Below are 23,319 nucleotides of genomic sequence, written 5' to 3' on the forward strand. Positions count from 1 at the left end.
TTTCTCCTATTGTCTCAGTTCCCTCGGCATCTGTTTCGCTGTCTCAACCCTGTTATTATTGTCTATTCCAAACCCACCGCACACCTTACAAAATTCCATACAGCCGCCTTCAATATTGGCCATAATCATTTCCAGAATATCTTTTCTGTCCACTCTTCCTTCTCTTATGTCCACCAAATCCACATACGCTTTCTCTTCTATCGGATACAATCCGCCTTTTTGTGCCGACCACTCCAATCCGCAATAAAACAGCTTCTTATCATCCAATATGTGCTCTATTGAGTTGCAGCATTGCATATGCTGTACTGCATCGTCTCCCTCATAATGGTACAAATCCTTCGGAAAACCAAAGTCAAACCAGTCAATGTGTTTGTTCCTCATATAAGAAATATGATATCGCTCTAATTTTTCACACAATTCCTCAATTTGATGCTTATATTCTATATCCTCTGAATAATCGCTGATAGATACATCCATGGAGTACTTGTTCAGCAATTCCAGTGTTTCTTCTTTAGGCACAATCATGCCGTTCGTAATAAACCCAATATACCCTATCCTATTCCTATATTTCTCCCCAATATATCTGATAAATTCGTTCAGATTACGATATAGGAATGGTTCACCTCCTACAACATCCAAATCCAATAAATAGTCTACGCACCCGAAATAGATATCAATATTCTCCTTTATCTCTTCCAGAGCGTTTTCTTTTCTTCTCCCGGCTTTCCAATATGGAAGAAATTGCATACAATTCTCACAGTTAAGCGTACATAGCGTTGTCAAAGAAATATCTGTCTTAAGGACATTTACTTTATTCCTATACTTGTAATACCATTCTGTTACAAACTGCTGATACATAATATAGTCAACATACTCATTTAAACCTATCGAACTAAGCTGTCCTCTTATCGCCTGATAATAGTATTGTGAAGTAGTGACAATTATCTTATATTGTTGCAAAAAAGAAACTGCCTGGTCAAATGACAGTATGACATGCTCATCTATCTGCCTTCCTTGCTTCTCCAAAGAATTATCTACAATCGCAGCTATATCAAAATCCCTTTTTAAGGTTGAATACATTTTCTTTCCCTGGCGCCCAAAGCCGAATATTACAATCTTATCAAGCTTTTTCCAATACTTGTCTTCCAGGTTATTAAGCTTTGTCACTTATTTATCCCTCCCGCTCTATTTTTCCACCAACTATTTCGCAGCTGATTTTATATAGCAAAAAATCCTGATATAAGCTTTCGACTTTTGTCTTCATACTTATATCAGGATTCCACCCATTTTCTATTTAAAATAGAACCAGTACCTAAACCAATTCTTACAAAAATTATTCCGGTAAAACAGCCGGGACTCCCGAACCAACCTCATATCGTTCTGCCCTTGCCTCTTCCAATTCTTTTTCCAGATTGAAATCTTTGGGTAAATACTGCCCGATTTCTCTCCTTGCCGCCTCCAGCCTGCGAAAGGCCAAAACACTGTCTTGCAATATCATCACATTGCCCCCTTAACAACCCTAAAACCATAATTATACTACATAACGCCAGAATTTATCGTACTGCACTGGTTAAACGTATATAGCTGGCGTTATGTAGCCAGGTTACTCGGAAATTTTAACTGTTAAGCAGTATATATTATGGTTTTATTATATAGTATTGACCCATATGATGTCAATCTAAGCAACATTTCCGCCTCTGATATAAGTATGAAGTTTTCAAGGTACACCGACACCTGCTTGCCATGCCCTCATTATAAACAGCCATGGACTTTTTCCATCTGCTTACTTGCCCTGCATATTATTTAATAAAATATATATACCATAACCATCTCCAAAACCCCATTCTATCTGCTAACTAAATATGACACAGAAACCGGACAAACGGCTCAACTTGCCCTACCAGCAGACATAAGACAGCCGACAAAATTTCCGTCTTGACACTCTCCACCACCAATGCTACAATACCCTTGTAAAAGGTGTCACCCATATATCAACGGTTCGCCTTTATCATTAGTTAGGTATCAAAAAAGCAACTTAAACTTGGGCGTCGCGGTTGCTTTTTTGATGTTTATCTTTTGTCTTCTGCCGCACATCAGCCACTTTTGTAATCACATTTACAACCGCGGAGATAATGCTGACAATCTTCAAGACAGTATCTAACACCAATTATATATCCTTCCGTCTTATTTTCCACTATGTACCACCTCCCAGATACAGGAAGTTCTCAAAATGTACTCATTTTGGCGAAAGGCGAACCGCTAACCATTTAGGCAACACCTTAAGCTGGTCACCCAGCCCGCATACATCTTATCACATTTCCCTATACACTTCAATCTCAAATTTCAATGCACGGTATATCAGCAATTCCGGCAGACGACATCCGCCACCCTCCCCGCGGCATTCCCATCCTCAACCATCCCGGTTTCTCGAAATAACGTTTCCACCCCATCCAGATACATTGCCTCCTGAAATCCTACAATCTTTCCCTCCACCTCCTCGTCATCCAACGCCAGCGGGAACGGCATCTTCCTCAAATCCCACAGCAGCCTCCCCCGCTCCGCCTCATACTCCCCATAATCATCCGCATACAGGAACACCGGTATCTTCATCACGGCCGCGTCGAAGGCCGCGCTGGAATAATCCGTCATAAAGGCATCGCATCCGGCCAATATCTCATACATATCGTCCACACGGCTCACATCCACGATTCTTTTCTTCCTGCCATCGGAATGCCTTTCCTCTGTCCCGCCGTCTTCCGCTCCCCTGTCCATGTTCCGGGCCACCAGCTGCGGGTGCAGCCGTAAGAACAGATACCATGTCCCGCCAAACCTTTTCTCCAATGCCGCCAGCAGCCGCCCGAAATCCGGGAACCCCTGGTTTACCGCGATTGCCCTGTCCGTCCCCTGGCTTCCCCCTCGGAACGTGGGCGCATACATGAGTATCTTCGCGTCCTTTTCCAGATGATAGTCTTCCCTTACTTTCTTCCTTGCCACGGTCCTGTCATTGACCAGGATATCGCACCTGGGCGAGCCTGTCCGAAGTACCGGCCCGTTATAAATCATCCCTGTGGGAAGCGTGTCATCGTACCATTTTGAATTGGACAGCACATAATCTATCATGTCCGAATCGTGCTTGCTGACCAAGTATGCGATCCTGGAAAAGGATGCCCCTCTGTCCAGGCAAGTGGGCTTGAAACCCAGTTTTGCATGCCAGGTCTGGATGTAAATCTGTCCCCTGCGCTTCCTGGCCTCCAGCTGCTTTCTGCTGTTATCAATCCAAAAATGCGCAGTCGCCAGCTGGTATGCCCTGTTCCATAGCGTATTATGGACAACCTTTATTTCCCCGGGGAATCGCTTCGTGGTATCATTCACCAGCCATACCAGCTCATAGCCCTCGTTCCGGCGGATAAGCTCTTCCGCAATGTATTTCGGGTTGCAGGTATAGCCGGTAGTTCCCTCTATGCAGCAAAAGACGATTTTCTTCCTGCGGATGGGGAAGATTCTGCAGAGATAGAACGGGATGCTCTGAAGTCTCGCTTTCCATATTCTTTTTTGTATATACCGCGCTTCTTCGTTTATTCCTGCTCCCGCCTTTCTCTTTCGGCCGATTTAGCAACCGTCTGCCCTACCTCTGTTTCTTCTTTCGGCAGATTCAGCAACATCCTGCCCTGTTTTCCTTTTTCCATCTCCGCAGATTCATTCATGTCCCTGCCCCGCCCACATTCTCTCGTCCTCAGCTCCCGCTCCTCTGCTGAAAGGATTCCAGCGTATACCGGAACGCGTCCTCCAGCCCCACCTGCGGATGCCAACCTATACCCATGATCCTGTCCACGTTCATGATGCCAAGCTTGAAAGGCAGATACTGCAGCTTCTGCCCCTCCTGGCTGGCATACCGCACCTTCACCCTGCCCCTGGCATCCAGCCCGGCAATCAGTTCCGCCAAATCCCGGATGCTGATCAGATTATCTAAGTTCGCAATATTATAATAATGTTCTCTTCCTTTCGTAAATGCCAGCAGCATCCCGCCGATGGCATCCGCCACATAAGTGTAGGTGCGCACCGCGCTGCCGTCCGACTGCAGCACGATGTCCTCCCCCTTTATCACATTCCGGAGGAACTCCGAAAACGCCCGCCCGTCCTCCAGGGATATCCCCGGGCCGAATGTATGGCAGAGCCGGACTCCCACATAGGGGATGCCGTACTGCGCCTCATAAGACGCCAACATAGTCTCGCACATACGCTTTGCCTCCGGATAACAGGCTCTGGCTCCGTCACAGTGGAGAGCCCCCATGTCATCCTCCCGAATCCCTTCTTCCCGCTTCCACTCACCGTATATTTCGACGGTAGATACATAAAGAACCTTCTCACTTTTCTTCTCTTTGGCAAGCTCCAGCACGTTCCGCGTCCCCTGTAGATGCCCCCAGAGGGTGTCCACCGGCTCATTGGTAAAGTCCATGGGGCTGGCCGCCCCTGCCGTGTGGAAAATGTAATGCACAGCTCCGTCCCATCTGATCGGTCCCGTAATGTCCTGTACCAGTGTATGGACATTAGGCAGTTTTAAGGATTCACCGAACACTCTCTCCAGCTTCTTCCCATTTCTTGCCAGCGCGATAATCGTGACATTAAGGTTCCAGTCAATATCGGCTTTACTGACAGCCTCTACAAGATACATTCCAAGCCTTCCGGTAGCTCCCGTGACCAGAACCGTCTTATTTCTGAACCTCTCCCAGTCTATGGGATTATTCATTATGATATCTATATCCCTCTGTTCCACCATGGTCTCACTCCTCACGTCGCATCCCGCAGATTTTGCTTTCCGGCTGAATCCCGCAATATCGCATGTCTCTATCACAGGCCGAACACGAATTTGTTTTCCTCCAGCTCCAGCATGGCCTTTAAAAAGTAATAATCTTCCGGCGTGGTGATTTTCAGGTTCACGCCCTGTTCTTTCACCAAATGAACCTCGCCCCCCGCCCGGGCGTACACCATGGCCGCATCCAGCAGAGGGAGGGCCTGGTTCTTTGCTATCTCTGTCTTCCGATATGCGTCCAGGATACTGCCCAGCCGGAACGTCTGGGGCGACGTCATGGAATAGGTATCTTCCCTTTTTTTAAAATCATCCATGCCTGCATCCTCCGCATCCGTTATCACCACGGTCTCCGTCACCGGATGTACCGTGACGGCACAGCCATGCTGCCTGGCGATGCGTATGTTCTCATGGAGGATGGACGGATCCACCAGCGGCCGAACGCCGTCATGTATTACCACAATATCGTCTTCTTTCCCGCCCTCTTCTACTACGGTGCCAAGGCCTTTCTGCAAGCTGTTCTGCCTGTCGCTGCCCCCTACGATTACTCTATCCGCCTTGCTGATGCGGTACAGCGCAATGAGGCTGTTCATATGCTCCACATAACTTCCATGGCAGACCACGATCACTCGGTCGATTTCCCTGCACTCTTCAAATTTTTCCAGTGTATAGACAATAATGGGCTTGCCCATCAGTTTCAGGAACTGCTTGGGCAGTCCGCTGTTCCGCATACGCTGGCCTACCCCGGCGGCAAGTATGATTGCATAGTTCACTGTCTCTGTCTCCGTTCTGCCTTTGCTTTCTATTGAGCGGTTCGGCTCATTTGTTTATTATATAATAAAATATATATACCTTAAAATCAACTTACAAAAAAACCCATCATTGCACAAGCAACAATAGGTTCCGTCATTCTCCTGCTTCCATGCAATCTCTTAATGCTTCCCTGCTGCGATATTCACTTTATATATTGTTGGAAAATGCTCTAGAAGTTATATCGGCCTGTATGTCCTGATTCTTTACCATGGAAAGGGCGGATTTTTAAGATTTGCACGGATCAGATACCATACGGAATTTCGTTACTGGAAATCGTTTGACTATGTCATAAGAATCATTGTTCTTTTTCATGGCATAATATGTATTTTTTACGGAATCGCCCTCGATTTCCAAAAAGCTGCCTATGATATCCATCACTTTTTCGTAACTCTTTTTTGTTACCTGAAATCCTCTCAGCCATATCAGACCATAATGCAACGGCAAATCAGCAACAGGCGGAATAAAGATAATGAAGTCTTTTCCATTTAATGTTATTAATACACGCCGTTCATTCAGTGCAAGCTGAAATACAGTTTCATCGCTTTCCCCAGCACTATACCTGTCTAATACATGAATGACATCATGTCCGTATTTTTCTAAAACAGGTATTGACTTTTGAGTAATATTTTCGTCTAACAATACTTTCATTCCAAGCCTTCCTGATATGGAGTATCTAAGATTTCCATTGTATACTCCATAGACTTTTCAACCTCATCCCGCGTCAGATTGTATTCCTCGCATATCTCCTGAACAGTCATTTCATCTTTAAAGCAGGCAACCATCAGACTGACAGGTATTCTGGTTCCTTTTATTGTCGGCATACCCCCTAAAATTGCACTGCTACTCTGAATTTCATTAAATTTTTGAGCAATTTCGGCAAAGTACCGTTTTATATCCCTGCCATTTCCGGGTTCATTTTTCAAATATATAATATCAGTCTTCATAGTATTATTATATGTCTGATATTTACTGCTTAAACCGAATGTATATTCTTTTTCCATTTTATATGTATACCTGTACAGCTCCGGAAAAACAGTATCAAAATTCTTCATTAATAGCTCTGCCATCTTTCCTCCATCAGATTGAATCCATTTTTTCTTTAAGTTCTGTTAAATATTTTATGATATATTCCAAGTCCCTTCCTGAAACCTCAAAAGCATTTGACGACTCATCATCCCCATTCTCCGTGGATAACTTCAATATGGCTGAAACAGCCTCTGTTTCTTTAGGATTTTCATCATTCCTGTAACTGATAATTTGGCTTTCCAACAATTTAAAGCAATGAATTTTGCTGTGCTTCTTTATATAAAGATGATTTTTCAAGTCGTCCTCCTGCTCATAAATTGCCCTGGCGACTTCCAAATCCTCTTCCGATATATCGTCTACATTTCTGCCTTCCGCAAGATCAATCACAATTTTAATAACAGAAAACACATAATCAACAAATGCCTTTTCGCTCAATTCAGGGATAAAATCCCTCTTTTCTGTTTCAATTCCCAGCGAGAAACCTGATGTGCTCCAAATTATTCTGAGCAATCCTTTATTGTAAGCATTCAGAAGCATTTCCGTATACTCATTTTTCTTATCGCTGTCCATGGGATATCCCCCCTTTCTTATTTCAAAATTATAACATGCTCGTCTCTTTATTGCAATCACGAATCACTCCACGACCAGCTATTGCCTTTCCTCAATCCGCTTAAGAGTATTCCTGACGGTATCTTCCTTTTCTTTAACAGTACACCTCCGGCTCATTCAAGAACAAATCCGTAATCCCCCTCCCCTCCAGCGCCGCCAGATCCAGCCTGCCGCCCGTAGGCCTCTCCGGATACAGATGCCCGGAAAGCCATGCCCTCACCGCATAGCCCCGCAGCTGCTCCGCAGGCAGGTCTATCCCCCGCCAGAACGGATGGAGCGCATTGGCGCCGCAGCCGCCTTTCAGCTTGAAAAGGCAGTCCGAAACCTTGGTATCCAGCATCCCGATTTCGGCCCTGGGGTCAATCCTGCGAAGCTTCTCCAGAGACAACGCGCTGAAAGAAGAGTATATCACATTTCCCTGCAGCCCTCTTTCCTGTACCAGTTCCACTATGCGCTCTTCCATCCCCTCATAGGGGAAATTGCTGTTCTTCAGCTCTATGTTCAGCTTGAAGCCTCCGGCGAACTTCGGCTCCAGCAAATCCAGAACCTCCTCTATGGTGGGAATCCGCTCTGTCCTACCGCCTCCCGCCTCTATCCTCAGGCCTTTCAGCTCCGCCAGCGTGAAGCCGCGGACTTCCCCGATGCCATCCGTCGTCCGGTCTACCCTTTCGTCATGGCATACCACCATATGCCCGTCTCTGGAAAGCTGGATATCCAGTTCGATTCCCGCCAGGCCCTCAATTGCAGCCGCTTTTTCAAATGCCAGTATTGTATTTTCGGGGTACATCTGGCTGCATCCCCTGTGCGCCCATATTTTCATGAACTGACTCCTCTTCTGCGTCTTTAATATGTTCTATTCATTCTATGTTCCCTATCCCATTCTACCGCCCGGCCTGGCCCAGGAACCTCTCCATCATCCCCGCCAGCGCCACGGATTCCCCTCTCGTCAGCTTAAAATTATTCTTCTCGGTGCCGGTAATCATGGACAGGAAATCGCTGATTTCATACCGCAGCCCGTCCCCCAGGAAGATTTCCGAATACTTCTGTATGTCCCCCGGATTCTCGTGATGCACTTCGAAATAGGCCGTCTTCCACCAGGGCGCCTCCGCCACGATGTACCCTTTCGTGCCCGCAATCAGCAGCCGCCCCTCCGACTTGACCCCCAGGCCGCAGGTGGCCGTAGCGATTCCATTGGGATACTTCAAAGAGACTTTCGTGAACAGATCCAGCCCGTTCTCCCCATTGAGGGAGTCGAACCGTATCTCCTGGAACTCCTTCCCGAACAGCTTCAGGATCGGCAGCATGCAATAGCTCCCCAGCTCCGTGAAGCTCCCCCCATACTTTCTGTCCGTCAGTTCCCTGGTATCGGCAGCCTCCAGCTTCGTGAAGCATGCCTCCACATTCCGGATGCTGCCTATGCTGCCGCTGCAGGCGATCCCCAGCAGCTTCTGGAACCCCGGGCAGTACGCCGTCTTGATTCCCTCGAAGAGGATCAGCCCCCGCTCCTTCGCACACCGGAACAGCTCCTCCGCCTGGGCCCGCTCCAGCACCATGGGCTTCTCGCAGAGCACATGCTTTCCATGCTCCAGAGCCACTTTGATATATCCATAGTGGGTCTCATGGGGCGAAGCAATGTACACCACGTCCACAGCCGCGAAGAATTCCTCCATATCCGCATAGGCATCGATTTCCCATCTGTCGGCAAATCTCACCGCGCTGTCCCAATGGGGATTATATACCCCCTGGGTGCTGATGCCGCTGACAAGCTTCGCCTCTGGCATGAACCTGCCCGCAATCCTGCCCGTCCCTATGATGCCGATTCTCTGGATATGGCTGTTCTGTTCCCGCAGCATGGTGCTGGAAATGTTCTTGGTGCGCTCCAAATAGACTACCTTGCAGTAATCATTCAGGTAGTCAAAGCAGCCCGTCCAGTCGGATCCCACAGTGAAGATGTCAATGCCCAGCCTCTTGATATCGTTGAACTTCTGCCCCTCCGTCTCCTCGATGATGATTTCATCCGCGAAGCCTGTCTTTTTTATATTTTCGATACGGGTCACCAGGGAATCTATCACGTTCAGCTTTCCCCTGGTCTTGTCGTAGGCTTCCGTGGTCACGCCCACAATCAGATAATCCCCCAGGGCCTTGGCTCTCTGCAGCAGGCGGTAGTGCCCCTCGTGGAAGAGGTCAAATGTCCCGTACGTAATCACCTTTATCATAATAATGCTCCCATTTCATAGTCTATTCCCCCAATCCGGCAGGCATCCGGACAGCCATTCCCGGAAAACTCCATTCCTTTGCCAAAAATTGTTTTCCCCTTTTACAGCCCCAGGCTCTTGCACACGAATGCGTGCACTTTCTCGCCGCATGTGCCGTCATTGTTCGCCGCAATCTTTTCATAGGCCCAAAGCTGCCTTTCCCTGTCGAACGAACTTCCGCTGATATTTCCGTCCAGCAAATCCTCCAGCGAATTATACGCGCTCTCGTCACAGGCATACTGCATCCAGTCCGACTCTTCCGAAAAACCAGCCGTATGCTCCTGCAATTCCTTTTCATCGAAGACAACCTCTATCTCTTGATATTCCTCTGTGTCCGGATTGACGTTATAGAATTTTCGGTCTAGCATGGAGAAATACCGATATGTCCATCTCCCCGCTGCTTCCATATCGGTATCCATGGAATCCTTTTCCGCAGCAGCCTGCCCCGCAGAACAGAAAGTCTTATCGGCTTTCTGCAAAAAGACCCCTCGTCCCCCAAAAATAAAGTACCCGTTCTTCTCTTTCTCCGGCATGGGAAACCCCGGCTTCCATTCCCGCATCTCCCCGGTTTCCCTGTCCAGGCGCACAATCATATTCCCCCAACAAGGCGAGAGATAGACGAACCTTTCTCCAAATGCAATACCGCTGAAAGGCTGCTCCGTGCTCTCGCAGCCTTTGGGAAGCTCCCTGCATCGGAATCCCTCCGGAAAGCTGTCATATACCCTGGCTTCTCCGCTTTGAGGGTTCCATCTGGTCACTTTTCGCCCGAAATAAGGAAGCAGCCACAAGTCTTCCCCATCGGGAAACAGCCCCTCGCATCCCCCCGAATCCTCCACCCCCGTAGTCATCACCCCTGCCTTTCCGGTCTTACTGTCTATGGCCAGGATACGGTTATCCGTGGGAGACGCAAGCATCAGAAAGTCTTTCCACACACAGCTTCCGCCCACCCGCCACACGCCATTGGCGCAATCAACAAAGACATCGTTATACCCTCTGATATACTCCACCCTGTCCCGCTCCGTATCATATCTGACCACAGCCGGATACTGCATGGGAACCAGGAACAGATACCTGCCGATATTCCATGCCATAGAAAAGGCACCGTACTGCTCCAGACAGCGTTCCAGCCGGATCCGTCTCTGAATCCTCCTGTCGCCCACCACAAGAATCTCCTGGGCGTTTGCGGGGCACACATACACTTTCCCCCCAACTTCCAAGACCCTGCTGTAATAATTGCCTGAAGAATACTCCGACAAATCACAATAATACCGGTACTGATAATCATTCCTCGGCGAATGGTACAGCTTATTCCCCTGGGTAATGAGCCATCTGTCCTGACCGTCAATCTGAAAACCCCTGACAATCTCGCCCCGCCAGTCGCCCTCCCCCGGCGCGCTGTCAATATAGTTGTTGAAGACGAACAGCGGCTTTCCGGCCATGCCGAAGAGGGATGTAACGGATGTGGCCGAATCCCCCAGATAAACATCGCAGTGGGAAATCGTCTCCGTGATATCCGGCGTATCGTCATAGATTCCGATGCCGTTCTCAATGAAAAAACGCTTCATCTTGTCATAGACCGGCCGCAGCTCCGGCCTCAGAGAGTCCAAGGTGGATTCCAGCAGCGGATGGGGACGCCAGAGCAGGCAGGCATCCTCCCTGCCCTGAAAGCAGCGGAATACATAGGCCATTTTCTTCAAAAACCTGGGCGTATCCGCCAGCAGGCCGTTGATGCTCGTATTATAAAAGTACACCGTCCGCCCTTCCATCCTATCCCCCCAGGCCTCCGGCAAGGGCCCTGGCTGGGCGCACATCCGGATTACCCGGTCGAATTTCGGAGATCCAAAGGCCAGGAATTTATCATCCGGCAGTTCCGGCGCAAAAAACTTACGGTATTTTTCCGCTTGTATCACGATATAGTCAGCGTTATAGTATGCAAAACATCTGGCCTGGGACTCCGCCATCCCGCCCGTTGTTGTATAATAAGGTATATATACTAATTTATCCGCATATTTTTTTAATTCCCCGGAATAGAACCTGGGATCCACCGTGGTGACATAATTGCCCTCATCATAAGGATTATGGATGTACACAATATCCGGCTTCCGCTCTTCCAGGCGATAATTCTCATAATAAACAACAGGAACGTCCGGCGGAAACGCATTCCCCTCATAATGGTATGTCCCCAGGCTACCATCCCTATTACGGTCATAATAAGGAATGGGCACCACATAGGCGTCACAGTCCGGATCCGCCGCTGCCGCCCGCCAGACGCTCTCCAGAGAATCCCACATAGAAGCCTTGTAAGGGAAAAAGGCAATTTCCAGCCGCACCTTGATATCATTGCGGATGCTGCCCTCTATCCGCAGCAGGGCATTGCGGAGCTTCTTATAAGCTTTTGCGCCATTCATCGTTCCCCCCGCCGTGGCAGTCCTGCCCGCCTTTTTCCCGTCCAACTCTCGCTCTTCCGCCCCATCTGCGTCCCCAGGCAGGCCGCTCCACCGCCCCAGTTCCCCATATATCTCGTATGCAAGCTCGCAGTAGGATTCCAGCAGCGAAATTGTGGGAGCATCTTCCCTTTCCGCAGCTTCGATGAGGCCGCCCAGCTGGATTGCCCCCTCCTGGCACTGAGCCAGTAAATCCATGGCTGCTGCCGGATTCCTGTTCTGGATTTCCTTTCTTATCTCCTCATGTGCCTGGCCCAGCAATTCCGCAAAATCCTGAATCTGCTTTTTCTGCTCCCGTCTCATGCAATCTCTCCTGTTTCTTTCTTCTGTTATATCTTTCTTATGTTATTTCTTTCTTATGTTATTTCTTTCTTCTGCTCTTTCCCTGCCGTCGTGCCGAACAACAGTCATTCCGCCCGGCTTACGTATACCGCAGACAATCGCCCCCTCACTCCAGCAGCTTCCCCATATTGATTTCCAAATCTCCGTATATCCCCACCGTGATATCCTCCCCAAAAGGGAATATAATCGGCGCTACATCCTCTTCAAACCGATATACCGTAGTCCGCCCCTTTAGAGAATCCACGATCCAATATTCCCGAACGCCCGCATCCAAATACAGGACGGTCTTCTTTGCGTAGTCCATCTTCCTGCTGGAGGGCGAGACCACCTCTATGACAAAATCCGGCGCCCCTTCGCAGCCCCGCTCCGAAAGCTTCTCTCTATCGCAGATCACGCTGATATCAGGCTCCACCCACTTCTCATCGTCCGCGTTCAGGTTCACGGCAAAGGGCGCTGGCATGACCTCACAGCCGCCGCCCTTTGCCTCCACATGATTACCGATTACCCTGGTAAGCTTGGCCACCAGCTTCTGATGCACAAAACCGGGCGGCGCCATATCGTAAAATTTCCCGTCTATCAATTCCGCCCGCTTCCCCTCCGGCAGCTTCCAGTAATCCTCCGATGTATACCGCCTTTCGCTATGCTGTATCATGTCTTCCTCCCAATCACTTATGCCGCCCCTGTCTTCCCATGCCATCCGGCTATCCGCCTCAGCCCAGCTTCTCGATAATCCGCCGGATCTCCTCATCTCCCGGCAGCAAAGGCTCCATCTGCCTGGCCACGGCCAGCGCCGCTTCATGCTGCCCGGCGTCCATGAATGCCCTGAGCCTGGCCTTGATCTGCCTGGCCAGAACCTGGAACTCCCCAGCCGCCTGGCGGGACTCCTGCTCCTGCCGCTTCAGCTCCCCGTCTATCCACTGCAGACAGGGCTTTACCACCTTGTCCAGCCCCGGCAGCAGCTTCCTCACCTGCCTGATCGCAGTCACTGCCCCGCCGTACTCTCCCGCTTCCGCCAACCTCAGGAAATCAGAGATCAGATACGCCCCCTGATATTCTTCCGGCAGCATGTCAGGATTCCGGGCAATCACCTCCCCCTGATAGATGCTCTCGCACAGCGCCTTCTGACAGGCGGCATACTCACCCAGCTTTTCCATGATAAAACGGATCGCTTTTTCTCCTGCCTTTGACTCCTCTGCCCCGTCTCCGTCCCCGGGAAGCCCTTTCCCCGCTCCCGGCAGACCCCCGGCTCCCGGAGAAACCTGCCCGGACTCCATGGCTCTCCCCAGCCCTTCCTTCTCCCAGCGTCCCCCTTCCCTGACGGCGCCGGCCAGACTGTAGAGCCCCTTCCACACCCGCAAACGCGCGCTCCCCTCCTCCAGGATAGCCGTAAACCGTTCATTCCACCAGTCCGCTTCCTCCCAGGAGAACTTCTCGAAATACTTCTCCATCCCCTTCTTCCAGCGGTAAAAAGGCACTGCCTCCAAAATCTCACGGTTATCTCCCCCCAGCCGCTCCACAGCTTCCAGCATGGAGTACGTCTTCACCGCATAGATGCCCTGCTCCGGCCGCTCCCACACACAGGCTGCCAGATCCGCAACCTCCCCGGAAAGCCTTGGAGCCGCGGGCACCTCCTCCGCCGGCTCTTTCCCGTTTCCCGCCTCCGGCAGGAAAGCCGCCGTCACGATCTCCGCCAGCCTGAAGAACCAATGCTTCGACTTCAAATCCCCATAGACGGAAAGCGTCCTGATCCGCTCCGTAAAATCCTCCGGCTTCTTGCAGCAGTCCGATATGGTCTGCACCAGAAAGCCCTCCAGCTCCTCCCGTTCCAGGAGCACATCGCACATCTTTCTATAAATCTCCCGCTCTTCCCCCTCTGCCTGCGGCATCCGCTCTATCAGGGACTTCAGCATCTCATTGTTCACGAAAAGCTGCGGCTCCTTCCAGTCAAAGCTCCGGAACCACCTGTCCGCCACCTCCGCCTTCCCCGATTCGATGGCCGCCCGCATCCCGTTCCCCAGGACGATGCTGCGGTTGCGCTGCTCAAAGCATTTATTGGTAATCGTGGTCTCGAAGCCCAGGAAAGATTCGTCATCCACAAGGTAATCCTGGTAAATCTTCCAGTAATATTCCGCGTTCTTCAGAGCTTTCTCCAGCTCGCCCCGCTCCATGTACGCCACCGCCAGGTCTCCGGCAATCATGGCTTTCACCATCTTGTCCGCTTTCTCTTCCCGCAGGTACCGCTCCCCTTTCTCGATGGCCTCATCATAGCGGTACAGCTCCATATAGCAATTAATCTCATTGGCAAAAAGGGAAGCGAGAAAATACTCATTATCTATCTTCCCCTGCCGGAACAGCCCGATGCCATCCAGGGACATCTCCAGGGACTTGCTGTACTCCTCAATGGCATTGTACTCCTGGGCCAGCTGCAGGGTATGCTTCATGTTGCCCGGATCCGCCTTGTGCTCCTCCAGAAGCAGGCTGATATTCCGCAGGGAATGGGCGCGGGCATCCTTGGGCGTCCGATAGGCGTAGCCGTAATGATGCACATAGGCCTGGAATTTCTTCGTCTTGCCCTTGACCCTGTTGAAACACTCGTGGATGCTGTAGATGAACTTCACATCCGGCTCCAGCTTCGTCATGCGCCCCACCAGCAGGTCGCTGAATACGCTTCCCTCCAGATCCAGGTAATTGCGCTGGGTGTAGACCGCGAACCCATAGTTTCTGTATTCCCCCGAGCGGAAGAACTCGATGATCTCTCCCGTATCCTCAAACCACTCGTCGTCGTCCAGGAACAGGAACCACTTCCCCTTCGCCTTCTTCAGCCCGGCGTTCCGCGCCTTGGCAAAGTCCCTGCACCACTCGAAATCAATGATATTGTCTGTGTACTCCTCAATGATGCCCCTGACCTGCTCCCCGCAGCCCGTATCCACCAGAATCAGCTCCGAGGGGACTTCCTCCAATAAAGGCTTTATGGAATCCAGACACTTCCTCACCGTGTCCGGACGGTTGGAGACCAAAATCGATATGGTCAAAAGAATCTGCTTGCCCATGTTTTTCCATTCCTTTCTATGTTATATAATCTTCCTAATTATATAAGCTACCTATCCGTCTTCAACGCGTCCCGCAATACATCCACCTTACAGGAATGCACCTTTGTATCCCTGTCATAGGCAATGCCCACCCCCAGGATGCGGCCGGCATATTGACGCTTTTCCCCTATTTTCCCCTCGAATTTCAGCGCATATTTCCTGTCCCGAATCTGCCGCAGCGCCTCTTCCGGGGTATGCCCTGCTTTCAGCTCCAAAACAATGCCGTCCGCCCTACTGTCCGTCTCCGGATAAAAGATGAAGTCCACATATCCCGTTCCGGCCTTGTCCTCCCGCTCTATCCGGTAGGAATCCCTTGCCGCAAGATATACCAGGTTCACGATTGCCGTCAATTCCGCTTCATGATTATATGCCAGAAGCGGAGTCTCCGTATTATGGGCAAATTCCAGAATCTCCGACATTTTATCGGTGTCGGCCCCCAGCGTCGCCCGCAGCATCTGAGAGGATATCTCAGCCAGCCGATTCACATACCCCAAAGACGGCTCTTTCAGCAGCATATCGTCAAATTTTTCCATCAGCTCCTTATTGGGAATCCGTACGCAGCCATTTTCATAACTAAGGAAGCCATAAACCACCATGGCGGAAAAAATCTCGTCCCTTGTGGACAGCCTCATGGACGTGGCCGCATATTCCTGCACCTTTGCCGGTACCGGAGTGCCGGATACCATAAATGCCAGGCTGTCCCTCACAGCATCCACGTTTGCCCCAATATAATAAAAAATCTCGTCATAGGGCCCGCTGCTGGTCCAATAGCTTCCCAATTGGTTATCGCTCAATGCCCCTACCACTGAGCGCGGATTGTACAGCCTTTTACCGGACGCGGTCTGATAACCGTCATACCAGAACCGCAGCCCCTCCCGGCTCACCTTTGGGCTGGCTTCAAGCACAAGGTACCTCTGATACAGGTCATCCGTCTCCTCCTCCGTGAACCCGAAATATTCACCGAACTTTTCCCTGGCCGTCATGGAATACTCCAGGAACATGTTCAGCTCCGAGCCGCTGGAATACTTCGCAATGGGCAGAATCCCGGTCATATAGGCCAGGGAGACATAGGCTTTCCCTTTCAGCAGGTTGCTCAGGAAATCAATGTAGTCCGCCTTGTCCCTGTCTGTGACGAAATTCCTGTGGAAGATAAAATCCCACTCGTCCAGGACAAAGATAAAGCGCTTGGAATCATATGCCTGGTACACGGAAAGAAGCGCGTCCCACACCGCATCTTTTTCATGGATGCCCGCTTTCGGATATGCATTCCGCAAATCCTCAAGCAGCCTGTCTGAAATCCTGTCAATGTATTCCTCATAGTTTCTGCATTTTCTTGGCAGCTCATTGAAAGAGATGAAGATAACGTCATGCTTTCCCACATTGCTCCGGTAAGAATCCGTCTGGGCGATGCGCAGTCTGTCGAAGATATCCTCTGCCCTGCATTCTCTTGAGAAAAAACAGGCGATCATATTCGCCGCCACAGACTTGCCGAACCGCCGGGGCCTGGTGATGCAGATATAATTGGCGGTGGTCTCCATCCTCTGGATCAGCTCGTCCAGCAGAAGGGATTTGTCCACAAAATAGGGACTGCCGCATTCCCTGCGGTAGGCGTCATATGCTGTTCTGGCATTCAGATAGTTTCCCACTTGCGCTGGCCCCTTTCTCCTGTAACAGTTCAGACATGTCGCCGAACCGTTACTTCACCCCATCATATCCATTATAATGGCAATATGGGAAAAACACAAGGAATAAAAACACGGTGCAGGAATATCCTGCACCGTGTAGTTTTTCCATAGGGAATTTCGGTTTTGCACCGTAAAATCTATTCCGTACGGAATTTCGTTTTTCACTTAACCTACAGCCTGAAATTAGCCTAACAGAGACAGAACGCCCTGGTTCGCCTGGTTGGACTGTGCCAGCATTGCCTGGCCAGCCTGTGCCAGAATCTGGTTGTTGGAGTAGGTCACCATCTGAGTGGCCATATCCGTATCGCGGACAGCGGACTCTGCGGCGGTTGTGTTCTCCACTACGTTGTCCAGGTTGGCGATGGTGTGCTCCAGACGGTTCTGGACGGCACCCAGGGTAGCGCGCTGTGCGGATACCCTCTCCAATGCGTCGGCTACTACATCAATGGCAGCGGTGGCATTGTCAGCATTGTCGCCGGTGATGGTCAGGCCGTTGACGCCAAGTCCCCTGGCTCCCATGGAGGAGATGTTGAGGTTAATCTTGTTGTCATCGGTGGAATCAGCTCCTACGTGGAGACTGAAATCGATGGCATCGTTCAGGTCGGCGAAAGCTTCTGCTTTCAAGGCTACATTTTTGTTGCTATCAATGTATGACGTAACAGTCTTGATATGCTCGCTATTATCACGCTTAATAGCAGACATTAATGCATCCATGCTAGTGAAACCTTTAGTAGTACCTTGTGTAAGCTTTTCTGCTGCTTCCTTTACACTCAGTTTATCAGCAGTACTACTTTTTGATGTCGTTTCAACCAAAATATAAGTTGTACCACCCGCACTAACAGACTTTCCGGTATAACTTGTATTACCGTCACCTACTGCTGTTGCCGTTGTCACCTTTGTTACAGTGATATTTGCCGTTCCTGTAGTAGCATTAAAAGATACATTGGCGATACTTGCATTATTTGCAGTAGTATACTTCAATGTACCAGCCACTCCGCCATTAGAACCTTTCAGCAAATAGGTCTCGTTGAACTTAGTGGTCGTAGCGACACGGTCAATCTCGGTTACCAGCTGGTCAACCTCGCTCTGGATAGCATCCCTGTCGCTCTCGGACATGGTGCCGTTGGCGGCCTTTACTGCCAGCTCATTCATTCTCTGCAGCATGTCATGCACTTCGGTCAAAGCACCTTCTGCAGTCTGCACTGCGCTGATGCCGTCCTGGGCGTTGGCGGAAGCCTGGGTCAGGCCGCGGATCTGCTTCCTCATCTTCTCGGAAATGGCAAGCCCTGCCGCGTCGTCTGCCGCACGGTTGATCTTGTAGCCGGAAGACAGCTTCTCTGTTGCCTTAGCCTGTGCTCCTGTGGTGATGCCAAGCATTCTGTTGGAATTCATTGCTGTTAAGTTGTGTTGTACTACCATAATTTACCTCCTTGTATTACCGCGCAAATCCTTTTGCGTCAGTTGCTCATTTCTTTTCTTTCTCCTGCCCCATATCCACCTTTTGGGCTATTCCTTTGGGGCGCTTCTCCCCATTCCGCTTTGCTTCCTGAGGAGCATGGAACCACTGCCAGCCTTACGACATCGCAATGATCCTTTATAGTAACCGAATCGGGAGCGCCGCACCCGGGCCCTGAGCCTTTGCTTCCGCTTCGGTTATTACCTTGATTGTCTGCTGCAGCTATTGCCTTGCTTTCCTGCTCTAGCCATTCCCTTGACTGTCTGCTGCGGTTATCTCCTTGCTTTCCTGTCTCAGTCATCGCCTTGATTATCTGCTACAGCCATTGCCTTGCTTTCCCACCACAGTTATTACTTTGCTTTCCGACTGCGGTATCTCTCCGGAGCTTCCGGCACTGCGTAATACTTCGGCATCTTCGCCCTCTCCTCCGGGCTGGGGACGCTGTTCTCCAAAGCGGCGCTGCGGACGATGTGCACGTCCTTGGGGGCATCCACCATAATCCGCATGTTGTTCTTGGAGCCGCCCAGGAAGATAATCTTTATATTGTCGTTAATCATCAGATACTCTTCCGGGCTCACTGTAAGCCTCAGCATATAGCTACCTCCTGTCTGCCCGCATTTGCAGCTTTCCTGATTAGCATGAACTATGGTATTCCTAAAGTGCAACTCTTTGTGAAAGAATGTTGCAAAATACAAATGAGGAGAATAACCATGAGCACAACACAACCCATCAAAGACACTGTCCAACTAAAACGCTTCAAAGAGTACTACCTGCTGCAAAAACCGAATCCCAGAAACCATATGCTGATTGTCATTGGCCTGAACTCGGCTCTCCGTATCTCAGATATCCTGGGACTGGCCTATGGGGATGTCTACTGCTACGAAAAAGGTGCCTGGAAGACCCATCTGACTGTAGTGGAGCAGAAAACCAAAAAAACCAACCAGATTTATATCAACCGGGAGATTCGGGAGACCCTGGAAATGTACCTGAACCCAGAAGAAAAAGATGCTTCCTCCTGGCTGTTCGGCAGCCAGATACAGGGGGAAAAGCCTTTAAGCCGTTTCCAGGCTTTCCGCATCATAAAAAAGGCTGCGGCTTTCGCGGGAACGGACACCCATATCAGCTGTCACTCCCTAAGGAAGACTTTCGGATACCATGCCTGGAAGCAGGGGACTCCCCCCGCGCTCCTCATGAGCATCTACAACCATTCTTCCTATCAGGTGACCAAGAGATATCTGTGCATTGACCAGGACGATAAGGACGAGGTGTTCTCCAAAATAAGATTATAGAAAAAAGATAAAAGAAATTCTTGCGGGAACCCTAAAGTATTTCGGATTCCCTCCGATATTATATGTGAACGGCAAAAATGCAACATTCTTTCACAGAATGTTGCATTTTTTCTATTTTTATGACAAAATTCAGCCACATAAATTAGCAAATATTGAAAAGGCACAGGAGGACATCCTGTGCCTTTTGACCTTTTAGAAAGTCTTGATTTGTACTTACTCCACCTGTGTTTAATCAGGCTATTAGCCAAGCAGAGACAGAACGCCCTGGTTCGCCTGGTTGGACTGTGCCAACATTGCCTGGCCGGCCTGTGCCAGAATCTGGTTGTTGGAGTAGGTCACCATCTGAGTAGCCATATCCGTATCGCGGACAGCGGACTCTGCAGCGGTGGTGTTCTCCACTACGTTGTCCAGGTTGGCGATGGTATGCTCCAGACGGTTCTGGACTGCACCAAGGGTTGCACGCTGTGCGGATACCTTAGACAGAGCGTCTGCTACAACATCAATGGCCGCAGTTGCGTTGTCGTCATTGTCGCCAGTGATGGTCAGACCGTTGACACCCAATCCCCTTGCGCTCATCTGGGAGATATTCAGGTTGATTTTGTTGTCATCGGAGGAGTCAGCACCTACATGGAGACTGAAGTCGATGGCGCTGTTCATGTTTGCGAAAGTCTCAATCTTAAGGCTGATTGTACCGCCATTGTTCACAGAGGATACCGACTTGATATTCTCACTGTTGTCGCGCTTGATTGCCGCCATCAGAGAGTCCATGCTGGTAAAGGCTTTCGTGGTGCCGCTCTTGTTCTCCTCGGCCACTTCCGCAGGACTCTTGCCGGCGGATGCTGTCTCCACCAAATAATATGTCGTATTACCTACCCGAACCTGTTTGCCTGTAGCCAGACCGGCAGGCGTCCCGGCAGTTGCTGCCGTAACATTAGCGGAAGCCGTTCCTGTGGTAGAATTAAAGTTGTTTACACCACTCAGACCGCCTACCGCTGTGCTCGCGACTGTAAATGTCAGACTTCCGGTCTGTCCGCTGCTGGATGTTCCTTTCAGCAGATAGGTCTCGTTGAATTTCGTGGTGATGGACACACGGTCAATTTCCGTTACCAACTGGTCAACCTCGCTCTGGATAGCGTCCCTGTCGCTCTCGGACATGGTGCCGTTAGCGGCCTTTACTGCCAGCTCGTTCATTCTCTGCAGCATGTCATGCACTTCGGTCAAAGCGCCCTCTGCAGTCTGCACTGCGCTGATGCCGTCCTGGGCGTTGGCGGAAGCCTGGGTCAGGCCGCGGATCTGCTTCCTCATCTTCTCGGAGATGGCAAGCCCTGCCGCATCGTCTGCCGCACGGTTGATCTTGTAGCCGGAAGACAGCTTCTCTGTGGCTTTCGCCTGGGCGCCTGTGGTGATGCCCAGCATTCTGTTGGAATTCATTGCTGTTAAGTTGTGTTGTACTACCATAATTTACCTCCTTGTATTACCGCGCAAATCCTTTTGCGTCAGTTGCATGTTTTTGTCCGCCTGCCCCATGTCCGCCGTCCCGGCTCCATTTTAAGGGGCATCCCTCCCCATTCCGCTTCGCTTCCTGAGGAGCATAGAACCACCGCCCGCCTTGCGGCATCGCAATGATTTTTTATAGTAACCGAATCGGCAGCCTCCGGCCCGGGCCCTGAGCCTTTGCTTCCGTTTCGGTTATTACCTCGATTGTCTGCCGGGGTTATCGCTTCGCTTTCCGGTTCCAGCCATTGCCCTGCATTTTCTGCTATGGTTATCGCTTCGCCTTCCGGCCGCGATTATCCCCTCGCTTTCCGGCTTCGGTCATCGCCCTCCATTTTCTGCTACGGTTACCGCTTCGCCTTCCGGCTCCGGTACTTCTCCGGCGCGTCCGGCACCGCATGGTACTTCGGCAGCTTCGCCCTCTCCTCCGGACTGGGAATGCTGTTCTCCAATGCGGCGCTGCGGACGATATGCACGTCCCTGGGGGCATCTACCATAATCCGCATGTTGTTCTTCGAACCGCCCAGAAAGATTATCTTTATATTGTCGTTGATCATCAGATACTCTTCCGGACTGACCGTCAGTCTCAGCATCCCTCCGCCTCCCGTCTCTTTACATTTGTGCCGCCGATATGCCTGAATCAGCTTCTGCAAAATGCAACTTTCTTGGAAAGAATGTTGCAGAAAAATATTAAAGACACAGCCCAGTTAAAACGCTTCAAAGAATACTATCTGCTGCAAAAACCGAATCCCAGAAATCACATGCTGATTGTCATTGGCCTGAATTCGGCTCTCCGTATCTCAGATATCCTGGGGCTGACCTATGGGGATATCTATCGCTATGAAAAAGGTGCCTGGAAAACCCATCTGACCGTAAGGGAGCAGAAAACCGGAAAGACCAATCAAATCTATATCAACCGGGAAATCCGGGATATACTGGAAATGTATCTGAATCCGAAAGAAAAGGAAGCTTCTTCCTGGCTGTTTAGCAGCCAGATACAGGCAGAGCAGCACTTAAGCCGTTTCCAGGCATTTCGTATCATAAAAAAGGACGCGGCTTTTGCCGGGGTGGACACCAAGCTGCCACTCCCTGCGGAAGACTTTCGGGTATCATGCCTGGAAACAGGGGACGCCCCCTGCGCTGCTCATGGCAATCTATAACCATTCCTCTTATCAGGTGACCAAAAGATATCTGTGCATCGACCAGGACGACAAGGACAAGGTGTTCTCCAGGATACGTTTATAGAAAAAACTTCATAGAAAAAATTGGATAAATTCTTCCGAAGACCCCTAAAGTATTTCGGATTCCCACCGATAATATATGTGAGCAGCAAAAATGCAACATTCTTTCCAAGAATGTTGCATTTTTTATTTTACCCATTTCTTAGAATACCATTCGATGATTCCTGTCCTGCAACATTTTACTGGTTCCAGCGTTTCAGAGCCCTCCAGGGGCAGATTCTCCTCTCCAATGGAAAAGGCATGGCACAGGATTCCTCCTGCGTCATGCCTTTCGTTATCCTTATGTCTTTCTCTTCTGTATGGAAGCGACAGCCAGAGATTAGCCCAGCAGGGACAGAACGCCCTGGTTCGCCTGGTTGGACTGTGCCAGCATCGCCTGACCGGCCTGCGCCGGAAATCCGCCACGTAGCCCATGTCTCTGGCAAAGTTTTTGGAAGAAACCTCCCCGCTACAGAGCTGTGAGGAATGGTGCCCTGGAGTTCCCCCCACCCTGCGGCCGCCCTGGGCAGACATCAAATCAGGTGGCTCCGCAATGATAACAAGCCTCCTTGTAGGAGGTAAATCCTCTCCGTAGAGCACTTAATGGCCTGTACTTCCATCCATCATGCGGCTGCAGTCGCCGTTCGAGTCTTAGCCATAGTTAAGGGTTGGTGCTGAAATTCGGGATGCGCAGCTCCTGGTACAGCCTTGCACGCGCCGTAGTGTCCAGCACTGCCTGCTTCGCTTCCTCGTCCCTGCCCTGCTCATATAGACGCTCCAGCAGCGAGGA

Annotated in this window: 22 protein-coding genes; 2 read left to right on the forward strand and 20 right to left on the reverse strand. The window is 50.4% G+C overall.

The genetic code is table 11. From position 1 onward, the window contains the following. Positions 1–6 precede the first annotated feature (6 nt). From NFS35_RS19105 to NFS35_RS19180, 17 genes are all read right to left on the reverse strand, one after another. On the reverse strand, positions 7–1,167 hold the full coding sequence (locus NFS35_RS19105) for a radical SAM protein (RefSeq protein WP_251208691.1): 1,161 nt from the start codon (positions 1,165–1,167) through the stop codon (positions 7–9). Positions 1,168–1,333: 166 nt separating this feature from the next. Then, positions 1,334–1,498, reverse strand: a complete 165-nt coding sequence (locus tag NFS35_RS19110) for a hypothetical protein (RefSeq protein WP_251208692.1) — start codon at positions 1,496–1,498, stop codon at positions 1,334–1,336. Positions 1,499–2,358: 860 nt separating this feature from the next. After that, on the reverse strand, positions 2,359–3,609 hold the full coding sequence (locus NFS35_RS19115) for a CDP-glycerol glycerophosphotransferase family protein (RefSeq protein ID WP_330640366.1): 1,251 nt from the start codon (positions 3,607–3,609) through the stop codon (positions 2,359–2,361). Further along, positions 3,576–3,704 (reverse strand): hypothetical protein, encoded by a 129-nt coding sequence (locus NFS35_RS29070; RefSeq protein ID WP_275564709.1) that lies wholly within the window; start codon positions 3,702–3,704, stop codon positions 3,576–3,578. Before NFS35_RS29070 ends, NFS35_RS19115 begins: the two co-directional genes overlap by 34 nt. Before the next feature lie 29 nt (positions 3,705–3,733). Continuing rightward, a complete protein-coding gene (locus NFS35_RS19120) occupies positions 3,734–4,777 on the reverse strand; it encodes an NAD-dependent epimerase/dehydratase family protein (RefSeq protein WP_251208693.1) in 1,044 nt (347 codons plus the stop codon). Positions 4,778–4,848: 71 nt separating this feature from the next. Beyond that, positions 4,849–5,580, reverse strand: coding sequence for an IspD/TarI family cytidylyltransferase (locus tag NFS35_RS19125; protein WP_251208694.1), 732 nt, complete (start codon positions 5,578–5,580; stop codon positions 4,849–4,851). Positions 5,581–5,845: 265 nt separating this feature from the next. Next, a complete protein-coding gene (locus NFS35_RS19130) occupies positions 5,846–6,268 on the reverse strand; it encodes a DUF5615 family PIN-like protein (RefSeq protein WP_251208695.1) in 423 nt (140 codons plus the stop codon). After that, the gene (locus tag NFS35_RS19135; RefSeq protein ID WP_251208696.1) at positions 6,265–6,687 is read right to left on the reverse strand and encodes a DUF433 domain-containing protein; all 423 of its coding nucleotides are present in this window, start codon (positions 6,685–6,687) and stop codon (positions 6,265–6,267) included. Before NFS35_RS19135 ends, NFS35_RS19130 begins: the two co-directional genes overlap by 4 nt. 10 nt (positions 6,688–6,697) lie before the next feature. Continuing rightward, positions 6,698–7,216 carry a hypothetical protein gene (locus tag NFS35_RS19140; protein ID WP_251208697.1) on the reverse strand — a complete coding sequence of 173 codons (519 nt, stop codon included), beginning with the start codon at positions 7,214–7,216 and terminating at the stop codon, positions 6,698–6,700. Positions 7,217–7,349: 133 nt separating this feature from the next. Then, a complete protein-coding gene (locus NFS35_RS19145) occupies positions 7,350–8,075 on the reverse strand; it encodes a glycerophosphodiester phosphodiesterase family protein (RefSeq protein WP_251208698.1) in 726 nt (241 codons plus the stop codon). 61 nt (positions 8,076–8,136) lie between these two features. Beyond that, positions 8,137–9,471 (reverse strand): Gfo/Idh/MocA family oxidoreductase, encoded by a 1,335-nt coding sequence (locus NFS35_RS19150; protein ID WP_251208699.1) that lies wholly within the window; start codon positions 9,469–9,471, stop codon positions 8,137–8,139. A gap of 101 nt (positions 9,472–9,572) precedes the next feature. Further along, positions 9,573–12,257, reverse strand: coding sequence for an NHL repeat-containing protein (locus NFS35_RS19155; protein ID WP_251208700.1), 2,685 nt, complete (start codon positions 12,255–12,257; stop codon positions 9,573–9,575). Positions 12,258–12,402: 145 nt separating this feature from the next. Further along, positions 12,403–12,948, reverse strand: a complete 546-nt coding sequence (locus NFS35_RS19160) for a Uma2 family endonuclease (protein WP_408629644.1) — start codon at positions 12,946–12,948, stop codon at positions 12,403–12,405. A 58-nt stretch (positions 12,949–13,006) separates the two neighbouring features. Then, positions 13,007–15,346, reverse strand: coding sequence for a glycosyltransferase (locus NFS35_RS19165; protein ID WP_251208702.1), 2,340 nt, complete (start codon positions 15,344–15,346; stop codon positions 13,007–13,009). A 47-nt stretch (positions 15,347–15,393) separates the two neighbouring features. Then, positions 15,394–17,031 carry an AAA family ATPase gene (locus tag NFS35_RS19170; protein ID WP_251208703.1) on the reverse strand — a complete coding sequence of 546 codons (1,638 nt, stop codon included), beginning with the start codon at positions 17,029–17,031 and terminating at the stop codon, positions 15,394–15,396. Positions 17,032–17,253: 222 nt separating this feature from the next. Beyond that, a complete protein-coding gene (locus NFS35_RS19175; RefSeq protein WP_251208704.1) occupies positions 17,254–18,489 on the reverse strand; it encodes a flagellin N-terminal helical domain-containing protein in 1,236 nt (411 codons plus the stop codon). 387 nt (positions 18,490–18,876) lie between these two features. Continuing rightward, entirely contained in the window at positions 18,877–19,119 is a 243-nt protein-coding gene (locus tag NFS35_RS19180) for a carbon storage regulator (RefSeq protein WP_251208705.1), read from the reverse strand. Positions 19,120–19,236: 117 nt separating this feature from the next. On the opposite strand from NFS35_RS19180, the gene NFS35_RS19185 reads away from it, so the two are divergent. Beyond that, positions 19,237–19,815 carry a tyrosine-type recombinase/integrase gene (locus tag NFS35_RS19185; RefSeq protein ID WP_251208706.1) on the forward strand — a complete coding sequence of 193 codons (579 nt, stop codon included), beginning with the start codon at positions 19,237–19,239 and terminating at the stop codon, positions 19,813–19,815. A gap of 240 nt (positions 19,816–20,055) precedes the next feature. Here NFS35_RS19185 and NFS35_RS19190 read toward each other — a convergent pair whose 3' ends face one another. Together NFS35_RS19190 and NFS35_RS19195 are read right to left on the reverse strand one after the other, a co-directional pair. After that, on the reverse strand, positions 20,056–21,273 hold the full coding sequence (locus NFS35_RS19190; protein WP_251208707.1) for a flagellin N-terminal helical domain-containing protein: 1,218 nt from the start codon (positions 21,271–21,273) through the stop codon (positions 20,056–20,058). Positions 21,274–21,656: 383 nt separating this feature from the next. Further along, positions 21,657–21,902 (reverse strand): carbon storage regulator, encoded by a 246-nt coding sequence (locus tag NFS35_RS19195; protein WP_251208708.1) that lies wholly within the window; start codon positions 21,900–21,902, stop codon positions 21,657–21,659. A gap of 81 nt (positions 21,903–21,983) precedes the next feature. On the opposite strand from NFS35_RS19195, the gene NFS35_RS19200 reads away from it, so the two are divergent. Next, positions 21,984–22,469, forward strand: coding sequence for a tyrosine-type recombinase/integrase (locus NFS35_RS19200; protein ID WP_251208709.1), 486 nt, complete (start codon positions 21,984–21,986; stop codon positions 22,467–22,469). Positions 22,470–22,676: 207 nt separating this feature from the next. Here the strand turns inward: NFS35_RS19200 and NFS35_RS19205 are convergent, their stop codons facing one another. Beyond that, positions 22,677–23,039, reverse strand: coding sequence for a hypothetical protein (locus NFS35_RS19205; RefSeq protein ID WP_251208710.1), 363 nt, complete (start codon positions 23,037–23,039; stop codon positions 22,677–22,679). Positions 23,040–23,319: the final 280 nt, after the last annotated feature.

The organism is Acetatifactor aquisgranensis, assembly GCF_943193215.1.
Lineage (GTDB): Bacteria > Bacillota > Clostridia > Lachnospirales > Lachnospiraceae > Acetatifactor > Acetatifactor aquisgranensis.